The organism is Lysinibacillus sphaericus (assembly GCF_000600105.1).
GTDB classification, from domain to species: domain Bacteria; phylum Bacillota; class Bacilli; order Bacillales_A; family Planococcaceae; genus Lysinibacillus; species Lysinibacillus sphaericus.
Map to the genome: position 1 here is coordinate 398,835 of NZ_CP006837.1, position 18,803 is coordinate 417,637.

14 protein-coding genes are annotated in these 18,803 nt (G+C 37.8%); 11 read left to right on the forward strand and 3 right to left on the reverse strand.

The genetic code is table 11. From position 1 onward, the window contains the following. The 4 genes from T479_RS01920 (at nucleotide 1) to T479_RS01935 (ending at nucleotide 4,683) form a co-directional block, all read left to right on the forward strand. The gene (locus tag T479_RS01920) at nucleotides 1-963 is read left to right on the forward strand and encodes a 2-hydroxyacid dehydrogenase (protein WP_025218508.1); all 963 of its coding nucleotides are present in this window, start codon (nucleotides 1-3) and stop codon (nucleotides 961-963) included. Between the two features lie 226 nt (nucleotides 964-1,189). Next, nucleotides 1,190-1,744 (forward strand): helix-turn-helix domain-containing protein, encoded by a 555-nt coding sequence (locus tag T479_RS01925; protein WP_025218509.1) that lies wholly within the window; start codon nucleotides 1,190-1,192, stop codon nucleotides 1,742-1,744. Between the two features lie 58 nt (nucleotides 1,745-1,802). Further along, complete coding sequence (gene eutH / locus T479_RS01930) at nucleotides 1,803-2,915, forward strand: ethanolamine utilization protein EutH (protein ID WP_025218510.1); 1,113 nt, start codon at nucleotides 1,803-1,805, stop codon at nucleotides 2,913-2,915. Further along, a complete protein-coding gene (locus tag T479_RS01935) occupies nucleotides 2,908-4,683 on the forward strand; it encodes an aminopeptidase P family protein (protein ID WP_025218511.1) in 1,776 nt (591 codons plus the stop codon). Before eutH ends, T479_RS01935 begins: the two co-directional genes overlap by 8 nt. Nucleotides 4,684-4,969: 286 nt before the next feature. Here T479_RS01935 and T479_RS01940 read toward each other — a convergent pair whose 3' ends face one another. Further along, nucleotides 4,970-5,770: a TIGR00266 family protein gene (locus T479_RS01940; protein ID WP_024362755.1), complete on the reverse strand. Its 801-nt coding sequence runs from the start codon at nucleotides 5,768-5,770 to the stop codon at nucleotides 4,970-4,972. A gap of 433 nt (nucleotides 5,771-6,203) precedes the next feature. Between T479_RS01940 and T479_RS01945 the strand changes: the two genes are divergently transcribed. The 4 genes from T479_RS01945 to T479_RS01960 all read left to right on the forward strand — a co-directional run bounded on the left by T479_RS01945 (nucleotide 6,204) and on the right by T479_RS01960 (nucleotide 12,381). Continuing rightward, nucleotides 6,204-7,682, forward strand: coding sequence for an aldehyde dehydrogenase family protein (locus T479_RS01945; RefSeq protein WP_024362756.1), 1,479 nt, complete (start codon nucleotides 6,204-6,206; stop codon nucleotides 7,680-7,682). Nucleotides 7,683-7,708: 26 nt separating this feature from the next. After that, nucleotides 7,709-8,881 (forward strand): saccharopine dehydrogenase family protein, encoded by a 1,173-nt coding sequence (locus tag T479_RS01950; RefSeq protein ID WP_025218512.1) that lies wholly within the window; start codon nucleotides 7,709-7,711, stop codon nucleotides 8,879-8,881. Between the two features lie 9 nt (nucleotides 8,882-8,890). Further along, complete coding sequence (locus T479_RS01955; protein ID WP_024362758.1) at nucleotides 8,891-10,084, forward strand: acyl-CoA dehydrogenase family protein; 1,194 nt, start codon at nucleotides 8,891-8,893, stop codon at nucleotides 10,082-10,084. A 203-nt stretch (nucleotides 10,085-10,287) separates the two neighbouring features. Then, nucleotides 10,288-12,381 (forward strand): beta-propeller domain-containing protein, encoded by a 2,094-nt coding sequence (locus T479_RS01960; protein ID WP_024362759.1) that lies wholly within the window; start codon nucleotides 10,288-10,290, stop codon nucleotides 12,379-12,381. Between the two features lie 143 nt (nucleotides 12,382-12,524). Here T479_RS01960 and T479_RS01965 read toward each other — a convergent pair whose 3' ends face one another. Continuing rightward, nucleotides 12,525-13,934 (reverse strand): polysaccharide deacetylase family protein, encoded by a 1,410-nt coding sequence (locus T479_RS01965; protein WP_227665402.1) that lies wholly within the window; start codon nucleotides 13,932-13,934, stop codon nucleotides 12,525-12,527. A 372-nt stretch (nucleotides 13,935-14,306) separates the two neighbouring features. Between T479_RS01965 and T479_RS01970 the strand changes: the two genes are divergently transcribed. After that, a complete protein-coding gene (locus T479_RS01970; RefSeq protein ID WP_024362761.1) occupies nucleotides 14,307-15,059 on the forward strand; it encodes a threonine/serine exporter family protein in 753 nt (250 codons plus the stop codon). A gap of 12 nt (nucleotides 15,060-15,071) precedes the next feature. After that, nucleotides 15,072-15,539: a threonine/serine exporter family protein gene (locus tag T479_RS01975; RefSeq protein WP_024362762.1), complete on the forward strand. Its 468-nt coding sequence runs from the start codon at nucleotides 15,072-15,074 to the stop codon at nucleotides 15,537-15,539. A 90-nt stretch (nucleotides 15,540-15,629) separates the two neighbouring features. On the opposite strand, the gene T479_RS01980 is transcribed toward T479_RS01975, so the two are convergent. Then, on the reverse strand, nucleotides 15,630-17,651 hold the full coding sequence (locus tag T479_RS01980) for a bifunctional diguanylate cyclase/phosphodiesterase (RefSeq protein ID WP_025218514.1): 2,022 nt from the start codon (nucleotides 17,649-17,651) through the stop codon (nucleotides 15,630-15,632). A gap of 186 nt (nucleotides 17,652-17,837) precedes the next feature. Between T479_RS01980 and T479_RS01985 the strand changes: the two genes are divergently transcribed. Beyond that, nucleotides 17,838-18,731: a DMT family transporter gene (locus T479_RS01985; RefSeq protein WP_024362764.1), complete on the forward strand. Its 894-nt coding sequence runs from the start codon at nucleotides 17,838-17,840 to the stop codon at nucleotides 18,729-18,731. Nucleotides 18,732-18,803 lie beyond the last annotated feature (72 nt).

Below are 18,803 nucleotides of genomic sequence, written 5' to 3' on the forward strand. Positions count from 1 at the left end.
ATGAAAAAGAAATTGTTTATTACACGTAAATTCCCGGCTCAGTTTGTCGAGCCTTTAGAGGAGCATTATGATATTGAACAATGGGAGGAAGAGGAGACCGTTATACCTCGCGCAAAACTTTTAGCAGCCGTTGCAAACTGTGAAGTTTTGTGGGTAACGATAGCGGATCAAGTCGATGAGGAATTGCTTTCACACGCCCCCAATTTAAAACTTGTGACAAATTTAGCAGTGGGCTTTAATAATATTGATGTGCCAGCATTACGTAAAAGAGGCATTATGGCAACAAACACTCCTGGTGTGTTAACTAATACGACGGCTGATTTAGTATTCGGTTTATTGCTAGCTACAGCACGTAGAATACCAGAAAGCGAGCGTTATTTACGTGAAGGTAAATGGCAAAGCTGGTACCCTATGCAATTAGTTGGAAAAGATGTATCAGGCGCAACAATTGGAATAATCGGAATGGGGCGGATTGGGCAGGCTGTTGCAAGACGAGCAAAAGGTTTTGATATGAAAGTTTTATATCATAACCGTAGACGTCGCCATGAAGCAGAAGAAATGTATGGGTTTTGCTATGCATCACTTGAAGAGCTTTTAACAAAATCTGATTTTGTTGTGATTATGACACCCTATAATAAAGATACGGTCGGTTTAATTGGTGCAAAGGAACTTGCCTTAATGCAGGAAGATGCGGTATTAATTAACGCGTCTCGTGGTGGTATTATTGACGAGAATGCCCTTTATAACACCTTGAAAAATGGCAAGCTATGGGCTGCTGGTCTAGATGTTTTTGAACAGGAACCAGTTGCATTGGATCATCCACTATTAACCCTACCAAATGTTGTTGTATTACCGCATATTGGTAGTGCATCTTTAAAGACAAGAACAGCTATGCTAATGCTTAATGTCAATGCACTAATAGCATATGGGCAGGGTAAGCCACTTTCAAATAGAATCGATTAACGAATGGAGCTTGGCTCATAGAAAGTAAATAAATCTAGGCGCAGATCTAAATGGATCAAGCGCCTTTTTTTGTGCCTATAGATTGATAGTGCAGATACTACTTGGGATATTTAGTGAAATGTCTAGAAGATGAATTTCATTATTATGAATTTATTTCACAATTTATTGCGAATAAGATTGATATATATTATATTATTCACAAATATGAAAGAATAGGGGTGAGATGATGAATATAGGGATGGAAATAAAAAAATTGAGGACGGACAAAGGTATTACATTGAAAGAGTTAAGTGAAAGAAGCGAACTATCTGTTGGGTTTTTGTCTCAATTAGAGAGGGGGCTTACGACGATAGCAGTCGATTCACTTGAAAAGCTAGCTACAATATTGGGAGTCCATTTAACATATTTTTTTGATTATCCACATAAGCGGAAAGATATCGTTTTAAGGAGTTATGAGCAAGAAATAATGGAAGCCGTAGAAGGTGGATTTATTAAGTATAGTTTAAGCACCAACTTGGAAAATAAACAACTTGTTCCAAGGCTTATCGAAATTCTACCGCAAAAGCAAGATGAAGAAATTTTATCTTATACGCATGAGGGCGAAGAGTTTATTTACGTTTTAGAAGGTATATTAACCGTTTACATAAATGGTAATCGACATGAAGTGTATCCTGGTGATTGTGTTCATATGGACTCAACTATCTCTCACAATTGGGCGAATTACACTAATAAAAAGGTTAAGCTTATCGCTGTTAACACACCTAATTATCTTTTCAAATAGTAGGATGTACACTACAGCTAGCGAGCAGTAATAAAGCTTATAGAAAGTGATAATGGGAATGGATAAATTTGTATTATACCTAATTGGTTCTTTTTTTGTAATCGGTGGGATTGATTATATTACTGGTAATCATTTGAAATTGGGCAAAAAATTTGAGGAAGGCATAAAAACGATGGGGGCATTGGGGCTTGGTATGATAGGAATACTGTCTTTAGCACCTGTATTAACAAATTTTTTATCCGCTCAAATTAGTCCAATAAGTAAAGTATTTCATCTGGACCCTTCCATTATTCCAGCAGCATTTCTAGCTGTCGATATGGGAGGCTTTCAAATGGCTGAAAAGCTTGCTTTGTCAAATGAGATGGGAGCATTTTCAGGAATTATTATTGCATCTACTTTAGGAGCTACCGTTAGTTTTTCAATACCTGTTGCGTTAGGGATGCTTGCTAAAGAGGATGAAAAATATTTTGCTAAAGGTGTGCTAATTGGCATTATTACTATACCAATCGGATGTCTTGTAGCAGGCTTATGGCAAAAAATAAATATCATTTTACTTGTATGGAATCTGGTTCCTATATTTGTTTTTACTATTATGTTAGGGGTCGGATTACTCAAGGCTCCACATATTTTTATAAAAGCTTTTAATCTATTTGGAAAGTTTATAGTGACGTTAAGTACTGTTGGATTACTATTACAAGGCATTGACGTGATATTTGGTGTAAAGCTTGTTTCAGGATTAGCACCGCTATCTGAATCGATTATTATAGTAGGAAAAATTGCATTTATTTTAGCGGGAGCATATCCGATGCTAGCCATGCTAAGTGCAATTTTCAAAAAAAGTTTTAAAGCATTAGGAGAGAAAGTTGGCATAAATGCTGTGTCAGTAGCGGGCCTTCTCGGAAATTTGGCTAGTAATCTATTAATATTTGGAACATATAAGGATATGAACCCTAAAGGAAAAGTGGTATGTACGGCTTTTGGCGTAAGTGGAGCATTTGTATTTGGGGGTCAATTTGGTTTTGTATCAGAAGTAGCTCCGGAAATGCTAGGTGCGTTTATAGTAGCAAAACTGACTGCAGGGTCTATTAGTATAGCATTGGTCTTATGGCTGTATGATCGTGAAAATAAAAAAATGCATGTAAAGGAAAATGGAGGTATTCGTAATGAATAGTAAAGATAGAGTCGAAAAGTTAAGAGAGCTCATGGTAAAACATCAACTGGATGCTTATATCATTCCAAGTTTTGATGCACATCAAGGAGAATATGTAGCAGAACATTGGAAAGGTAGAGAATGGCTATCAGGTTTTACAGGGTCGGCAGGGACGGTAGTCATTACTTTAAATGATGCTGGTTTATGGACAGATGGCAGATATTATATTCAAGCTGACAAGCAACTTGAAAACTCAGGTATTAGATTATTTAGAATGATGGATCCAGGGGTGCCTTCTTATACAGAATGGCTAGCAGAGGTTCTTGAAGAAGGAAGCAATGTTGGCTTTGATGGAAATGTTTTTTCAATTGATATGGTTAGAAGTATGGAAAAAGATTTAAAAGCGAAGGCAATCTTATTCAAAATGAATCAAGATTTAATTGGTGAGTTATGGGGAGATAGACCAGAAATTCCTAAAGGAACGATTTTTAGTCATGACGTCAACTATGCTGGAAAATCACGTTCGGAGAAATTAGATGAAGTAAGGGCAGAAATGAAAAATCAAGGAGCGAATTATTATATTTTAACTTCTCTTGATGATATTGCATGGCTATTGAATATTAGAGGAGCAGATGTACCGAACAATCCAGTGGCTATAGCGAATGTCATCGTAGCAGAACATACATGTTATTTATTTATTGATTCTTGCAAGGTCCCTACTGCGCTGAAATCAGAACTGGAGGGGGAAGGTATTGAGTTAAGGGAGTATCATGAAATTGAAACTTTTTTAGCAAACCTTTCGGGCGGAGATACTGTTAGTCTAGATACAAATAAAACCAATATTAGATTGTATAATGCCATTAACAGTCATGTAACGAAAATGGAAAGTCCTAACATGACGACTAACTTAAAAGCGATTAAGAATGAAGTGGAAATAAAAAATCTAAAATGGTGTGAAATAAAAGATGGTTTAGCTATGGTGAAATTTATAAAATGGTTAAAACACGTTGTAGATAAAGAAGAAGTTACAGAGATTGCTGCAGAAGAAAGATTAGAAAATTTCAGAAGAGAGCAAGAAGGATTTGTAGGGCCTAGCTTCGATACGATTGCAGGTTATCAAGACCATGCTGCGATGATGCATTATAAAGCTAATAAAGAAACACAATATACGCTGAAAAATGAAGGTCTATTTTTAATTGATTCAGGCGGACAGTATTATGATGGAACAACAGATATTACACGGACAATTGTTTTAGGGAGTCTTACGGATGAACAAAAAAGAGATTTTACTTTAGTGTTAAAAGGGTTTATTGCATTAAGCTCAGTGAAATTTTTGTACGGTGCAACAGGAGCTAATTTAGATGTTTTAGCAAGACAACCAATTTGGCAGTATGGCTTGGATTATAAATGTGGCACAGGCCATGGTGTAGGTTTTTTCTTGAATGTTCATGAAGGGCCACAAAGCATCCGCAATACCAATCATGTGCCATTAGAAAAAGGCATGATTATTACGAATGAACCGGGAATTTACCTTGAAGGTAAGTATGGCATTCGAATTGAAAATATGATGTCAGTAGTAGAAGATGAGAAAACAGAATTTGGTCAATTTATGAAGTTTGAAGCAGTAACGTATTGTCCTATTGATTTAGCAGGTATCAATCAAGACATGTTAACAGAAAGTGAAAAGCAATGGCTAAATCATTACCATCAAGAGGTATACACTACGTTAGCTCCTTATTTAAACGAAGAAGAACAAGTATGGCTAAGGGAAGAAACAAAAGCGATATAAAAAAGTTTAGCGGATAAAACGCTATCCAATCACCATGCAATGATAAAACATAGTGAAAACTAGTTGATGGTAGCGAGGTGGTGACTCCTGCAAGAACGCACAAAACATAAGAAGCGAGCATTCCGCGCGAAAGCAAGGATTGCAGCTTACTGTGCTGAGCGGAAAGCGACCGCCGTAGCGGACATCAACGCCATAACAAAACAGTGTTAGATTGATTGGGGTCAATCTAACACTGTTTCTCTTTTGTTCCAGCCTTTTTAAAGAAGCCTAAGACCTTTTTGGCTAGTTACTTATTGAACATATCAAATAGACCACCGATACCACCTTCACCTGATGAATGTCCGCCACCGCCTTGTGAAATCGGTGCTGCAGCGAAGACGCGGCTTGCTAATCGGCTAAATGGTAATGATTGAACCCATACAGTACCAGGGCCACGTAAAGTTGCAAAGAAGATACCTTCTCCACCGAATAGTGCCGTTTTTACGCCGCCAACCATTTCGATATTATAATCAACGTCAGAAGTCATCGCCACTAAACAGCCTGTATCCACACGTAAAACTTCACCTGGTTGTAGCGTTTTTCGATGAATTGCCCCACCAGCGTGTACAAAAGCCATACCATCGCCTTCAAGCTTTTGCATAATAAAACCTTCACCACCGAAGAAGCCTACGCCAATTTTTTTCTGAAATTCGATACCAACAGAAACGCCTTTAGCAGCTGCTAAAAAAGCATCCTTTTGACAAATAATTTTCCCTTTATGTTGACTTAAATCCATCGGAATAATCTTACCTGGGTACGGAGACGCAAAATAGACATGACGTTTCCCTGTACCGTTATTTGTAAATGTTGTCATGAATAAGCTTTCACCAGTTACTAGACGTTTCCCTGCGCCAAGTAATTTCCCCATAAGACCGCTTTGGCCATTGCCTTTCGAACCATCTCCGAAAATTGTCTCCATTTGAATCGCATCATCCATCATCATTAAGGCGCCAGCTTCTGCTACCACCGTTTCTTGCGGATCAAGTTCAACTTGCACATATTGCATGTCATCCCCAAATACTTTGTAGTCGATCTCATGGTTATTCATCGTGTAATTCCTCCAATATCATTTGTTGTTATTGTATACGATTATTATGCAGGATAGTTTCATTACATAATTAATAATTTTAGAAAAAAAGGGATTAAGATAGAAAATGTCGAATATAAAAAACTAGAATGTGTATTATTTATCTTTTGTCAGTTGTTTTACTACTAGTGGTGAAAGTATCATCATCTAGTTAAAATTACTGGAAATGAAGATAAAGCCTTTGGCAAGTGCCACCGATATTTTAACCTAACATTGCTTCGAAATTATTATTCGAGTCATATATTTGTTATGAAAATTCGGAATTTTGGCATTTTGTATCTGCATATATATAATGCAGTACACATAGAGGGCGAGAGCGACGGATATTTTCTGTAGCATTAGCGACATGTTCAAAGAAGCCAAGGCATCATAGATATATCAGGGGGTGTGTGTAATGGAGATTAAAAACTATATCGGTGGTAAATGGGTTACACATTCGCATTTACAAAGTATAGCAGTGACGAATCCTGCAAACGGAGAGCACTTAGCAACAATACCACTTTCAACTGCAAATGAAGTGACGGAAGCGGTAGCTGTAGCGAAGGCAGCACAAAAAAGTTGGGCACTTGTGCCAGCACCAAAGCGTGCAGATTATTTATATGCCATCGGTCAAAAGATGAAAGACAAGAAAGAATATTTGGCGACCGTTTTAACAAAAGAAATGGGTAAGGTGATTGAAGAAGCTAGAGGTGAGGTACAGGAAGGAATTGATATGGCTTATTATATGGCGGGTGAAGGTCGACGGTTATTTGGAGAGACGACACCGTCAGAGCTTGCCAATAAATTTGCTATGAGTGTACGCGCACCAATAGGCGTAGTAGGGTTAATAACTCCTTGGAATTTCCCAGTGGCAATTGCTACGTGGAAATCCTTCCCTGCAATTGTCGCTGGCAATACATTTATTTGGAAACCATCAAATGAAACACCGATGATGGCTTATGAAATGGGGAAAATTTTTGAAGAGGTTGGCTTACCGAAAGGAGTAGCAAATATTGTTTTTGGTACAGGGCCAACTGTCGGAACGGCGCTAATAGAGCATCCCGATGTAAAAGTCATATCGTTTACCGGCTCTACCTCAACAGGAAGTAAGGTGGCGGAACTTGGCGGCAAACATTTAAAGAAAATTTCGCTAGAGATGGGCGGCAAAAATGCTGTCATTGTAATGGAGGATGCAGACTTGCAGCTCGCTACAGAAGCGATATTATGGAGTGCATTTGGCACCGCTGGTCAACGATGTACAGCATGTAGTCGTGTAATTGTGCATAAAGATGTAAAAGAAGAATTAGAAAATCGTCTATTAGAAGCAATGCAGTTTTTAACAATTGGAGACGGTTTGGATGAAACTGTGAAAATCGGTCCAGTCATTAATAGAGCGGCATTAGAAAAAATTAATCATTATGTACAGATTGGTAAACAAGAAGGTGCATCCTTATTAACAGGTGGCAAAATTTTAAATGAAGCACCTTATGATAAAGGGTTTTACTATGAGCCCACATTGTTTACAAATGTAAAGCCTCATATGATTATTGCACAGGAAGAAATTTTTGGTCCGGTCGTCTCTCTTATTGAAGTTGCAAATTTAGATGAAGCAATCGAAGTCAATAATGGTGTGAAATTTGGCTTATCAAGCTCTATTTTCTCACAAAATGTGAACACGATTTTCCGCGCTCAACGCGACTTAGATACAGGTATTGTTTATATCAATGCAGGTACGACAGGTGCAGAAATCCATTTGCCATTCGGCGGAACGAAAGGAACAGGGAATGGACATCGAGATTCCGGTGTGGCAGCATTGGACGTTTACACAGAATGGAAGAGCATCTACGTTGACTACAGCGGTAAATTACAAAGAGCACAAATCGATACAAAGTAACAGATCAATGAAAGGGGATGTTCTTGATGAAAGTTGTTGTATTAGGTGCAGGATTGATGGGGAAAGAGGTTGCTCGTGATTTAATAAAAAATAGTAAAGTGGAACAGGTCATTTTAGGGGATATTGATGTAAAGACAGCCCAACAATTTGTTGAGACGTTAAAGACAGATAAAGTTGAAGTCGTAGAGCTTCATGCGGAAAATGATGACTCTTTAACATCGGTTATTGCGAAAGGTAATGTTGTGGTCAATGCACTGTTCTATTCGTTCAATGAACGTGTAGCACGAGCTGCGATAGAAGCCGGTGTCCATTCTGTCGATCTAGGGGGGCATATTGGCGGTGTAACGGATAAGATTTTAGCTTTACATGAAGAAGCAAAGGCAAAAGGTGTGACACTTATTCCTGACTTAGGTGTAGCTCCAGGTATGGTCAATATATTAGCGGGCTATGGCGCAACAAAACTAGATGAAGTGGAATCTATTAAACTCTATGTAGGAGGTATTCCAACAGAGCCGAAGCCACCGTTGCACTATACACGTGTCTTTTCATTGGATGGTGTATTTGACCACTATACAGAGCCTTCTAAAATGATTCAAAAGGGGAAACTTGAAGAAGTTCCATCATTATCAGGGATTGAGCCTATCTATTTCGATGATTTTGGTGTGCTTGAGGCATTTTATACATCGGGTGGTATATCCACTCTTTATAAGACATTCCCAAATGTCCACACATTAGAATATAAGACAATTCGATATAAAGGGCATGCAGAAAAGTTTAAATTGCTAGCTGATTTAGGCTTTTTAGATGCAAGTAATAATGTAGAAGTCGATAACCTAGAAGTGCCTGTTAGAGCTGTTGTCAGGGAGGCGCTTAAGAAGAAGCTTGAACTTGGAACAAAGCCTGATGCGGTGTTATTACGAGTAATTGTTTCAGGAGAAAAGGCGCAACAGCAGGTCACATATGAATACGAAATGGTCGTACGTAAAGATATGACGAATAATGAAACAGCGATGGCTCGTGCAACAGCGAATACAATTTCTGTCGTTGCCCAAATGATTGGTGATGGCGCGATTACAGAACGTGGCGTGTTTGCTCCAGAAACGATCGTTCCAGGGGAGACGTATATTAAAGAAATGGCGAAGCGCGGTGTTGTCATTAAAGAAACATCACATAAGTCTGCAATGATTGTGAAATGGTAGGTGAAGTCCTTGAATTTCGATTTTACAACGGAGCAGGAAATCTTACGAAAAACCGTACGCCAGTTTGTGGATGATGAAATAATGCCACATATTGCAAAATGGGACGCCGCAGGAAGTTTTGATACAAGCATTTGGTCAAGACTAGCTGAGCTCGGACTAATGGGTGTTTGCGTGCCAGAAAAGTACGGTGGTAGCGGCATGGATTATAACGCACTAGCCATTGTATGTGAGGAACTTGAACGGGGGGATACGGCCTTTCGAACAGCTGTATCCGTCCATATCGGGTTAAATAGTATGACGTTAATGCAATGGGGCACCGAGGCGCAGAAACAGCAATACCTTGTACCACAGGCGAAGGGGGTACGGATTGGGGCTTTTGGGCTGACTGAACCTGGTGCGGGTTCGGATGTAGCAGCCATGACGACAACAGCCATACGAGATGGTGATTGTTATGTGTTAAATGGGCAAAAAACATGGATTTCCTTATGTGATATAGCAGATCATTTTATTGTCTTTGCTTACACAGATAAAGCAAAAAAGCACCACGGTATCAGTGCTTTTATTGTAGAACGCTCCATGGTTGGCTTTACTTCTAAGGCGATTAAGGGCAAGTACGGTATTCGTGCTGGCAATACAGGTGAGCTCTTTTTCGAAGACTTACGCATTCCAGTTGAAAATCGTTTAGGAGAAGAGGGAGAGGGTTTTAAAATTGCGATGTCTGCACTGGATAATGGTCGCTTTACAGTGGCTGCAGGCGCAGTTGGGCTTATTCAAGCGTGTCTTGAGGCAAGTGTGAAATATTGCCATGAACGAGAGACATTTGGGAAGCCTATTGGCGAGCATCAACTTGTCGGACAGATGATTGCCAAAATGGAAGCGGGCTATCAAATGAGCCGACTGCTCGTTTATCGGGTTGGCGAGTTGAAAAATAAAGGTATTCGTAATACAAGAGAAACGTCCTTGGCGAAGTGGCAGGCATGTGATTTTGCCAATAAGGCGGCTGATGACGCGCTGCAAATTCATGGTGCGTACGGCTATTCGGATGATTATCCTGTAGCGCGTTATTTACGTAACTCGAAAGCGCCCGTTATTTATGAAGGTACACGAGAAATCCATACAATTATGCAAGCAGATTATGTGCTTGGTCGAAGAAACGATAAGCCATTAGCCAAAATGTTACCGAAGTGGCCATTTGATGAGTAAACGACAGATATTTTAAATTTATTGTACAAAAGGCATCCGGATGACCTATTCCAGATGTCTTTTGTTATGGTGCCAGGCACCGAAACAATTCTGAATTTGGTGGTAGTCACTTTTATTTTTTATGAAAATTTTTCATGTAATGTAACTTTATAACCTTTTAGTAGTCTAATTATAAAACAAGTAATATGAAGGAGTGGAAAATAATGAGAAGTAAATGGCTAGCTATATTCATGATTATCGTTTTAGCTGCTTTACCAGGGATTTTTACATTGATGATTTCCCCAGAGGCACAAGCTAAAGCAGCAAGTACAATAATGACAACGCAAAGTTGGCGAGCTTCCTTTTCACAAACATTAAAAAATGTAACAGATGAATATGTCTATGTTACGGATGAGTCGGGCAAAAAGGTGACGGCAACGATTACATTAGGAGAAGATAAAAAATCTCTTTTTGTCAGTAACCTTCCTGCTGGGAGTTACCGCTTACATGTGCAAAAGGAAGCTTTTGCTTATAGTACATTGAAAGCAACATCGCATGATATTGCCTTTACTGTTATTGACAAAATAGAGGCTGTTAAATCTGAAAAAGAGTTACAACAATATTTTGAAGCCGTTGTGGCAAATGGAAATAGAGGACCAGAAATAAACGTCCTTGAAGATAGTGCTTCTAGTAGTAAAGATAGTGCCCCAGTTGCAGATAATTCTTCTACAACAAACAACCAAGTAGAAGGTGTCGAGGAGGGGGATATCGTCGTTGTTAAAGATGGCTTTATTTACGCTATAAAAGATCAAAGTATAACGGTTGTTGACGCTAATAATCCCCAAGATTTGAAACTTGCAACGACAATTAAACAAAAGGAATCTCAATATATTACGAAACTTGCATTATACGATCAGCTATTAATTGCTATCGGAGAAGAATATATTGAGCAAGCAGGCACAAGTATGTCAACGGCAACTTTTTATGATATTTCAAATCCGAAAAATCCCAAAGTGATACGGGAAGTTGCACAGGAGGGCTCTTTACAGGATATACGTATTACGAATGATACGTTGTATTTAATTGGTAACATGCATCCGAATTATTGGATACTTCAAGAGGGAAGTAAACCAGATTTAAAACCTAAAACGTATGATAGTGTAGTAAGTAAGGAATACAAAAGCTTAGCTATCGAGAAAATTTCTATTTTACCAAACACGATGGATGGCTCATATAGTTTAATTACAGCAATTGATTTAAAAAATGGTGCCAAAACATCAGCGAGTACGAAAGGTTATTTAGGTGGTAGTAGTGGACTTTATATGTCAGAAGATGCCCTCTACTTAACTACACCAAAATATGACGATAAACAAATAACACCAATGGGAGGTATAAAGGATAGAATCTGGATGCCTCAATCAAATGATACACAAGTGTTTAAGTGGGACTTAGATGGAACGGTCTTGAAGTTTGTAGGTACGAGTGAAGTGAAAGGATCCGTGTTAAACCAATATTCAATGGATGAGTATGACGGGAAATTCCGCATTGTGACGACTGAAGGAAATACGTGGGATGAAAAAAATATTTCTCGTAACCATCTGTTCATATTAGATGAGAACTTAAAAGAAATTGGTGCAGTAAAGGATATGGCACCAGGGGAAAAGGTGTATTCTGCCCGCTTTATGGGGGAGAAAGCTTATGTCGTAACGTTTAAGCAAGTGGATCCGCTATTTGTTATTGATGTAGCTAATCCACGAAAACCAAAAATACTAGGAGAATTGAAAATTCCAGGGTATAGCAATTATTTACATCCGCTTGATGATACACACTTAATAGGCATTGGTTATGATACGGAAGAACGTTATGATGCTTATACGAAACGCAATTTCACAGTGTCAACGAATATGAAAATGTCCTTGTTTGATGTGACAGATTTTAAAAATCCTAAAGAGCAATCTACCGTTAAAATAGGCGGTAAAGGCTCTTATTCAGATGTACAATACAATCCAAAAGCTTTATTCCGCAATAAAGACTATCATTACTTCGGCTTCCCAGTCGTGCTTTATGAAGAAGGAAAAGGCGATGAGATAGTCTACCAAGGTCAGGGTGCACAAATTTATGAAATTACAGCAGAGAAGGGCATTGTGCTAAAAGGAAATATTATAAATGGAAAGACAAATGAGCAATATGAGAATTGGGAGCAAGTTGTACAACGTGTTGTCTATGTTGGCGATACTTTATACACCGTTGCTCGCAATGAAGTAAAGAGCTACCAATTAAAAGATTTCAAAGCGCTAGATACACTGGTTATTAAATAATAGATTAAATCGAGTGGTGACTTCTGCTTAGAATGCACACAACGTAAGAGGCAACTAGCGTGTGCGTGGTGAGGCGGATAACACCGACATAGCAAAAAAGTGTTAGATTGATTGCGGTCAATCTAACACTTTTTCTATTCGTACTATTCACGATAAGGGAGAATTTCAGAGACAGTCACAAATTCATAGCCCTCACTCTGTAAGTAGGCTAATACAGCGTCAAGTCCATCTGCTGTTGATTGGTGAATATCATGCATTAACACAATGGCATTGTTGTGCATATTTTTTTTAATATATGTCAGTAATAATTGTGAATTACGATGTTTCCAGTCCAAAGTGTCAATGCTCCACAGTACTACAGGAACAGGTATTTTCGCATTGATGTCGTCATTAGTAGCGCCGTATGGAGGTCTAAAAACAGTTGCGCCTTGATTAATCGCTAATTCAATTTCATTTGCAGTAGACGTATATTCTTTTAAAACTTGGTCCATTGGCATTTTAGTCAATACTGGATGATTCCAAGAATGGTTGCCGATTTCATGACCACGTGCGAGAACATCTCTCGCGATATTAGGATAGTGTTTCACACGGCTTCCGAGCATAAAGAACGTCGCTTTCGCATGGTATTTATCGAGCGTATTTAAAATTTGTTCGGTTACTTTCGGGTGTGGACCGTCGTCAAACGTTAATGCAATACGTTTGGCGTTTGGATCCCCTGGAGAAACAGGTTTTGAAGGTTCCATTGTTTCCATAGCAATTTGAAAATCGGATGCTAATAATGGATTAATAAGTGAAAGAGCAAGCTTCACTATCGGTGCACCTGCTGCGCCACTGGCAATTTCGTACTCATCAAAGTAAAAATTGATTGAATCATCGATAATAGCAAATCGATTAAAGTTTTCCCACTTCGGCTCAGTTACTTTCAGTAGCTCATCATTATTGAGTTGATCTTTTAGCTCAAGATTTTGCTGTAAGTCTTTGCGAACATAGGCTGCTAAAGTTGTCAGGTTATTGTTGTCGTTCTGTAATAATGTTTGGATATTGATTGCTTCACCCGTTTCATTATTAAAGAAAAATGTTTTAGTGGAGACGACATGATTTGCTCCACCTAAATACAGCATTTTCGTCAAGACAAAAGAATAGTAGTGATCCTGATATGGGAAAGTCTCTAAATTTATCGTAAGCTCACCTATTGCCTTTTTATCTTTGTTTTTTTTCATAGATAACAGATAGTCTTCTTTTGCCTCTGTTATATACTGCAGTACGGCATCGTTAAAAATTTCACTTTCTGTTTGTGGATAGTGAACGGCAAAAGGTGCGCGTTTATCTTTAGAAACGTCAGATGCAATACGTATACCTGGAAACGCAGAGTTTTCAGTGGATAGATTACTAGTAGCTTCACTATTTGTGTCTTTTGAGGCACTAATTTTTTGGAATTTAAAATGGTCCTTAGACAATACAATGACAAGGATGATGGATATTAATGTAACAATAAGCCCAATTAACAGAAAGTCAATCATAGGGCCGCGTTTTTTTCTGCGTTCCTGAATCAATGTTGGTACGCTCCTCTCTATAATTATTCTTCTATAAAATCAGACGTGCGAGTCAACGGAAAAGTTGTAGAAATCTACAAAGTTTTTGTTGAATTTAATAGAAATACAATAAAAAATAGTATGTAACAGTGTTTAAAAACTATCACGACAAGAACTTATAAAAGACTCGTTCAAAGCAAACTGTATTTTGCACATTTTAGCTCAATGAAATTCGACGGATAAATGGATTTTGTACTGAAGGCATTGTATCATTTAGCGACAGATACAATTATGACAAAATATAATTGATAATATCGAAGATTTTTTGTTGAGTTTTTATTTACAGTTCGTTACTATATGCAAGGAACCTTTTGAAGGAGGTAGATAACTGGAATGCTATCACGTGAAGTGGATAATGAACTTACTATTGACTGCTTGCTTCTTGCAGGGCGAATTATGATTGAAAGTGGTGCAGAAACATATCGTGTTGAAGATACGATGCTGCGTATGGCACAATCTCAAAATATGCTAGATGCGCAATGTTATGCTACACCTACAGGTATTATTTTTTCGTTAGGCAAGACACAGCCGACGAGAATCACTTCTATTTCCAGTAGGGTTACAGATTTGCAAAAAATATCCTTGGTAAATTCAGTATCTCGTAGACTCACATCTCACATAATATCATTAGAAGACGCTTATGACGAGCTAAAGTCGATACAAAAAACAAATTATTTTTTACCAATTTATATACAAATATTTGCAGCAGCACTTGCCAGTGGCTGTTTTCTGATTATGTTTAAGGGTGGATGGTCTGATTTCCCTACAGCATTTATTGCAGGTGGGCTAGGATTTCTTACTCTTATTCTAATGAATCATTTAACAAAAGTGAAATTTTTCTCGGAGTTTACGGCTTCGTTAATTATTGGCGTTATTGCTTTTTTAGCAGTGAAGTTTAACTATGGTACAGAAATCGATAAAATTATTATTAGCTCTGTTATGCCACTAGTGCCAGGTATTTTAATCACCAATGCGGTAAGGGATTTAATGGCAGGTCATTTTATGTCAGGGATGGCAAAGGGAGCAGAGGCTTTTTTAACAGCCTTTGCTATTGGTTCAGCGATTGCCGTCATCCTATCGTTTTAGGAGGCGGAAGAGATGGATATAATTACACAATTAATTGTGAGCTTTTTTTCAACAGCAGGTATTGCGATTATTTTTAATGTACCAAGAAAAACCTTGTTTCATTGTGGTTTTGTTGGTGTGATTGGCTGGATGATTTATTATCTTTTGACTGAGCAGGGATTGGACGTTGTAGACGCTTCGTTTTTCAGCTCATTTATCATTGCAATTGTTGCACATTTATATGCACGCCGCTTTAAAATGCCGATGATTATCTTTATTGTGGCAGGAATCATTCCGCTTGTGCCAGGGGGGATGGCCTACAATGCAATGCGTAATGTTGTGGAAGATGATTATTTACAGGGCTTACAATATGGGCTGAAGGCGTTTTTAATTACAGGTGCAATCGTGATGGGCTTAGTGTTTGCAGAGGTCCTAATGCAATTTGTATTTCGTGCTATCCGCTCAAGCAAGTCGAAGTTGCAAAGAACTTATCGAAAATAAAGTATCACTTTACATTATATAAAATATGGTGAATAAAAAGAGCTGCTCCGAAAGTGTTGGATACTTCGGAACAGCTTTTTATCACATTATTTATTTTATAAGTAATGCTTCGATTTCGTCTGGTGTAACAGGTTTGCTAATATAAAAACCTTGAATAGCATCGCAGCCGTAAGTGATTAATAGATCAGCTTGCTCGGCTGTTTCAACGCCTTCAGCTACCACTTTTAACTCCATAGATTTTCCTAACTGTACCATGCCATGCATAAGCTTTTGTGTTTTTTCGGACTTTAATAACGAACTAGTAAATGTTTTATCAATCTTTAATGTTTCGATTGGTAAAATTTGCATGTATCGGAATGAACCATAACCAGTACCGAAATCATCTAAAACAAAAGCAATCCCTTCGTTTTCAAGTTTTCGCATTTGCTGTGTAATAAAGGTAGCAGCTTCTGCTTCTAATGCGAATTTTTCAGTAATTTCAATTTGAATGAGATTGGCAGGGCAATTTGTTTTGGCTAACATATCAAGAATGGATTTGGCCATGTTTTTATCGCGGAATTCACGCACAGATGAGTTAATAGCCACTTTTAAATTATGACCAGCCTTCTTCCAAATAAGTGCTTGCTCGCAAGCTTTTTCTATCATAAACGATCCAATATTGTTTATAAGACCCGTTTCCTCAGCGATTGGAATTAGTTCATCTGGTGAAACGACACCAATCACTTCATCTTCCCAACGAACGAGCGCTTCTACCGCTGTAATTTTACCTGAATAGATGTCAACTTGTGGTTGATAAAGTACTTTTAGGTTTTTCTGGTCTAGTGCTTGTAGCAGACGTTTTTCAATTAAAGCTTTTCGATTTAATGCTTTATGTGTTGCTTTTGAAAGGGAGACAATTTTGTCACCACCTGCTTCACGCACATTCGTAATCGTTGCGATTGAGGCCTTCATTAGTTGAGAGAAGGTTGTTTGATCCTCAGGGTAGCGTGTAATACCACCACTAATTGAAATAGGTACTGCGATATTGCTGCTATAGATTGGATGCTGTTGTAAATAGGACAAGAAGCCTTGTATAAACCATTCACTTAATGGCGTAATGACAACAAAATCATTTTCGTTAATACGAGCCATCGTACTGTCTTGGAAGTACATTTTGATGCGGTTTGTAAATTCGATAATTAGGCTTTGATTGATTTGTTGATCGTGTAATTCCTTTAATGTATAAAATTTATCGATACTTAAATAGACGAAGGAGAAGTGTTTTTCTTCCTCAATCATTTTTGTAATCACTTTTTCTAAACGGTGGGCATTCATTAAGCCTGTTTCTGTATCGATATAAGCAATTTTTTCAAGTTGGTGTTGAATGGTCTTAGATTTTGTAATATCCTTCTCAATTAAAATAAACTGTTGTTCATTTGCCTCTAAATTAAAAGTTGGGATAGCTGTGAGAAGTACCCAATAGGACTGCCCTGTTTTCGTAACCTTCTCGATTTCCCCTTGCCACGTATGGCCATTATTCAAATTGCGCCATATCGTATTTGTAATTTTTTCACTCGCTTCGTTTTCAGGGAATAGTTGCCAGAAAGTTTTGCCGATTACTCGCTTTGGTGTCCATTGGCTAATTTTTAAAAATTCTGCATTACACTCTAATATAAAGCCATCACGATCCAAAGTCACTGTCATAAATGTAGAGTCTAAACCTTGCTTTAAGTCTACATATGTACTGCTGTTTGAAACAGAATTAATCATTAACTCTGGTAACATAAACATAATTAAAATAAGGTGTTCACCTTGTTCAATAAATGGTTTTGCCAGCAATGCTGAAGAGATTTCTTCTTCAGAATGTGTGTACACTTGAACTTTATCTATATATGTACTTTCTGTATTGTGTAAAATCGCTTGAAACGTCTCAGATGTAAGATTTCTTAGTAGATTTTCATGTATGGATGGAGTAGTATGTCCTGTAATGTCAGTAACTGAGAAACCAAATAGTTCTTCAGCGTGTTTTCCCGAAATTGTTGCTTGTCCATTTTGCTTTATGACAATTGCAGGAAAAGGAAGTGAATTTATATAATGTTCATCTATCGTAAATGATTTATGCATAAGACTCATGAGTATTCGATCTCCTTGGGTAATCAATATATACTAATATTATAGATAATTATCGGGAATTAGTCATTATGAATATAATTGTAAATATTTGATAATGAGAAAAAATAGGACTTTTCTAACGAAATTAAAGAAAAGTTTTGAAGAAAAATAACAGTTTTTAGTACGTATATAGGAAGCGGGAATTGAATGGAACGATTAAAAGGTATACTTTTTATTATCACTGGAGCGATGTTGTGGGGAGCAACAGGACCTTTAATGGAATGGTTACTCAATCATACAGCATTGACAGTTTCTTTTATGTTGACAATTCGTCTATCGGTTGCAGGTATTTTTCTACTTACATACTTATTGTTAACAGGTAAAGATATTTTTAGCATATGGCAACAAAAATTTTGGAGTAGACAGCTTATAACCTTTGGTATTGTAGGAATGCTCGGTGTGCAATATGCTTTCGTTGGAGCGATAAATGAAAGTAATGCTGTATTAGCCACGTTACTACAATTTTTAGCGCCAATATTTGTTGTTGCTTATGTATCTCTTAGTTTAAAGAAATGGCCACCTAAATATCAAGTATTAGGTATTATAGGCACATTACTCGGTTTATTTCTACTACTAACGAACGCTTCTTTTGAATCTTTATTAGTTAGTAATAAAGCCTTATTGTGGGGAGTAGCAGTTGGATTAACGTTTGCTTTTTACACATTGTATCCCGCACGTCTGATGAAAGAATGGAATGTGCTCCTTGTCGTAGGCTGGGGGATGCTAATCGGTGGTGTGACGTTAGGTATAGTAAGTCGTGTATGGCAATCCAATCAGTGGACGGTTTTTACAGATTTCAAAATTACAGGTTTAATGCTGGCGCTAATCGTTACGGGCACAGTTGCCTTCATTCTATTTTTAAGTAGCATGAAGTATATTACTGCTGTAGAGACAAGTATCTTATCAAGTATCGAACCGTTAACGGCGATGGTGATCTCAGTTATTGTATTTGGTACATCACTTGGATTGTGGCAATTAGTGGGAGTTTTCGTTATGCTTGTTTGTGTAACATGGCTATCAATCGCAGGAGAAAAGGCATAAAAATATTATTTGTATAGGTGTTTTTGACTAGGTTTATAGAATACTAGTTCTTCTCAAACAAGGGGGAGAGAA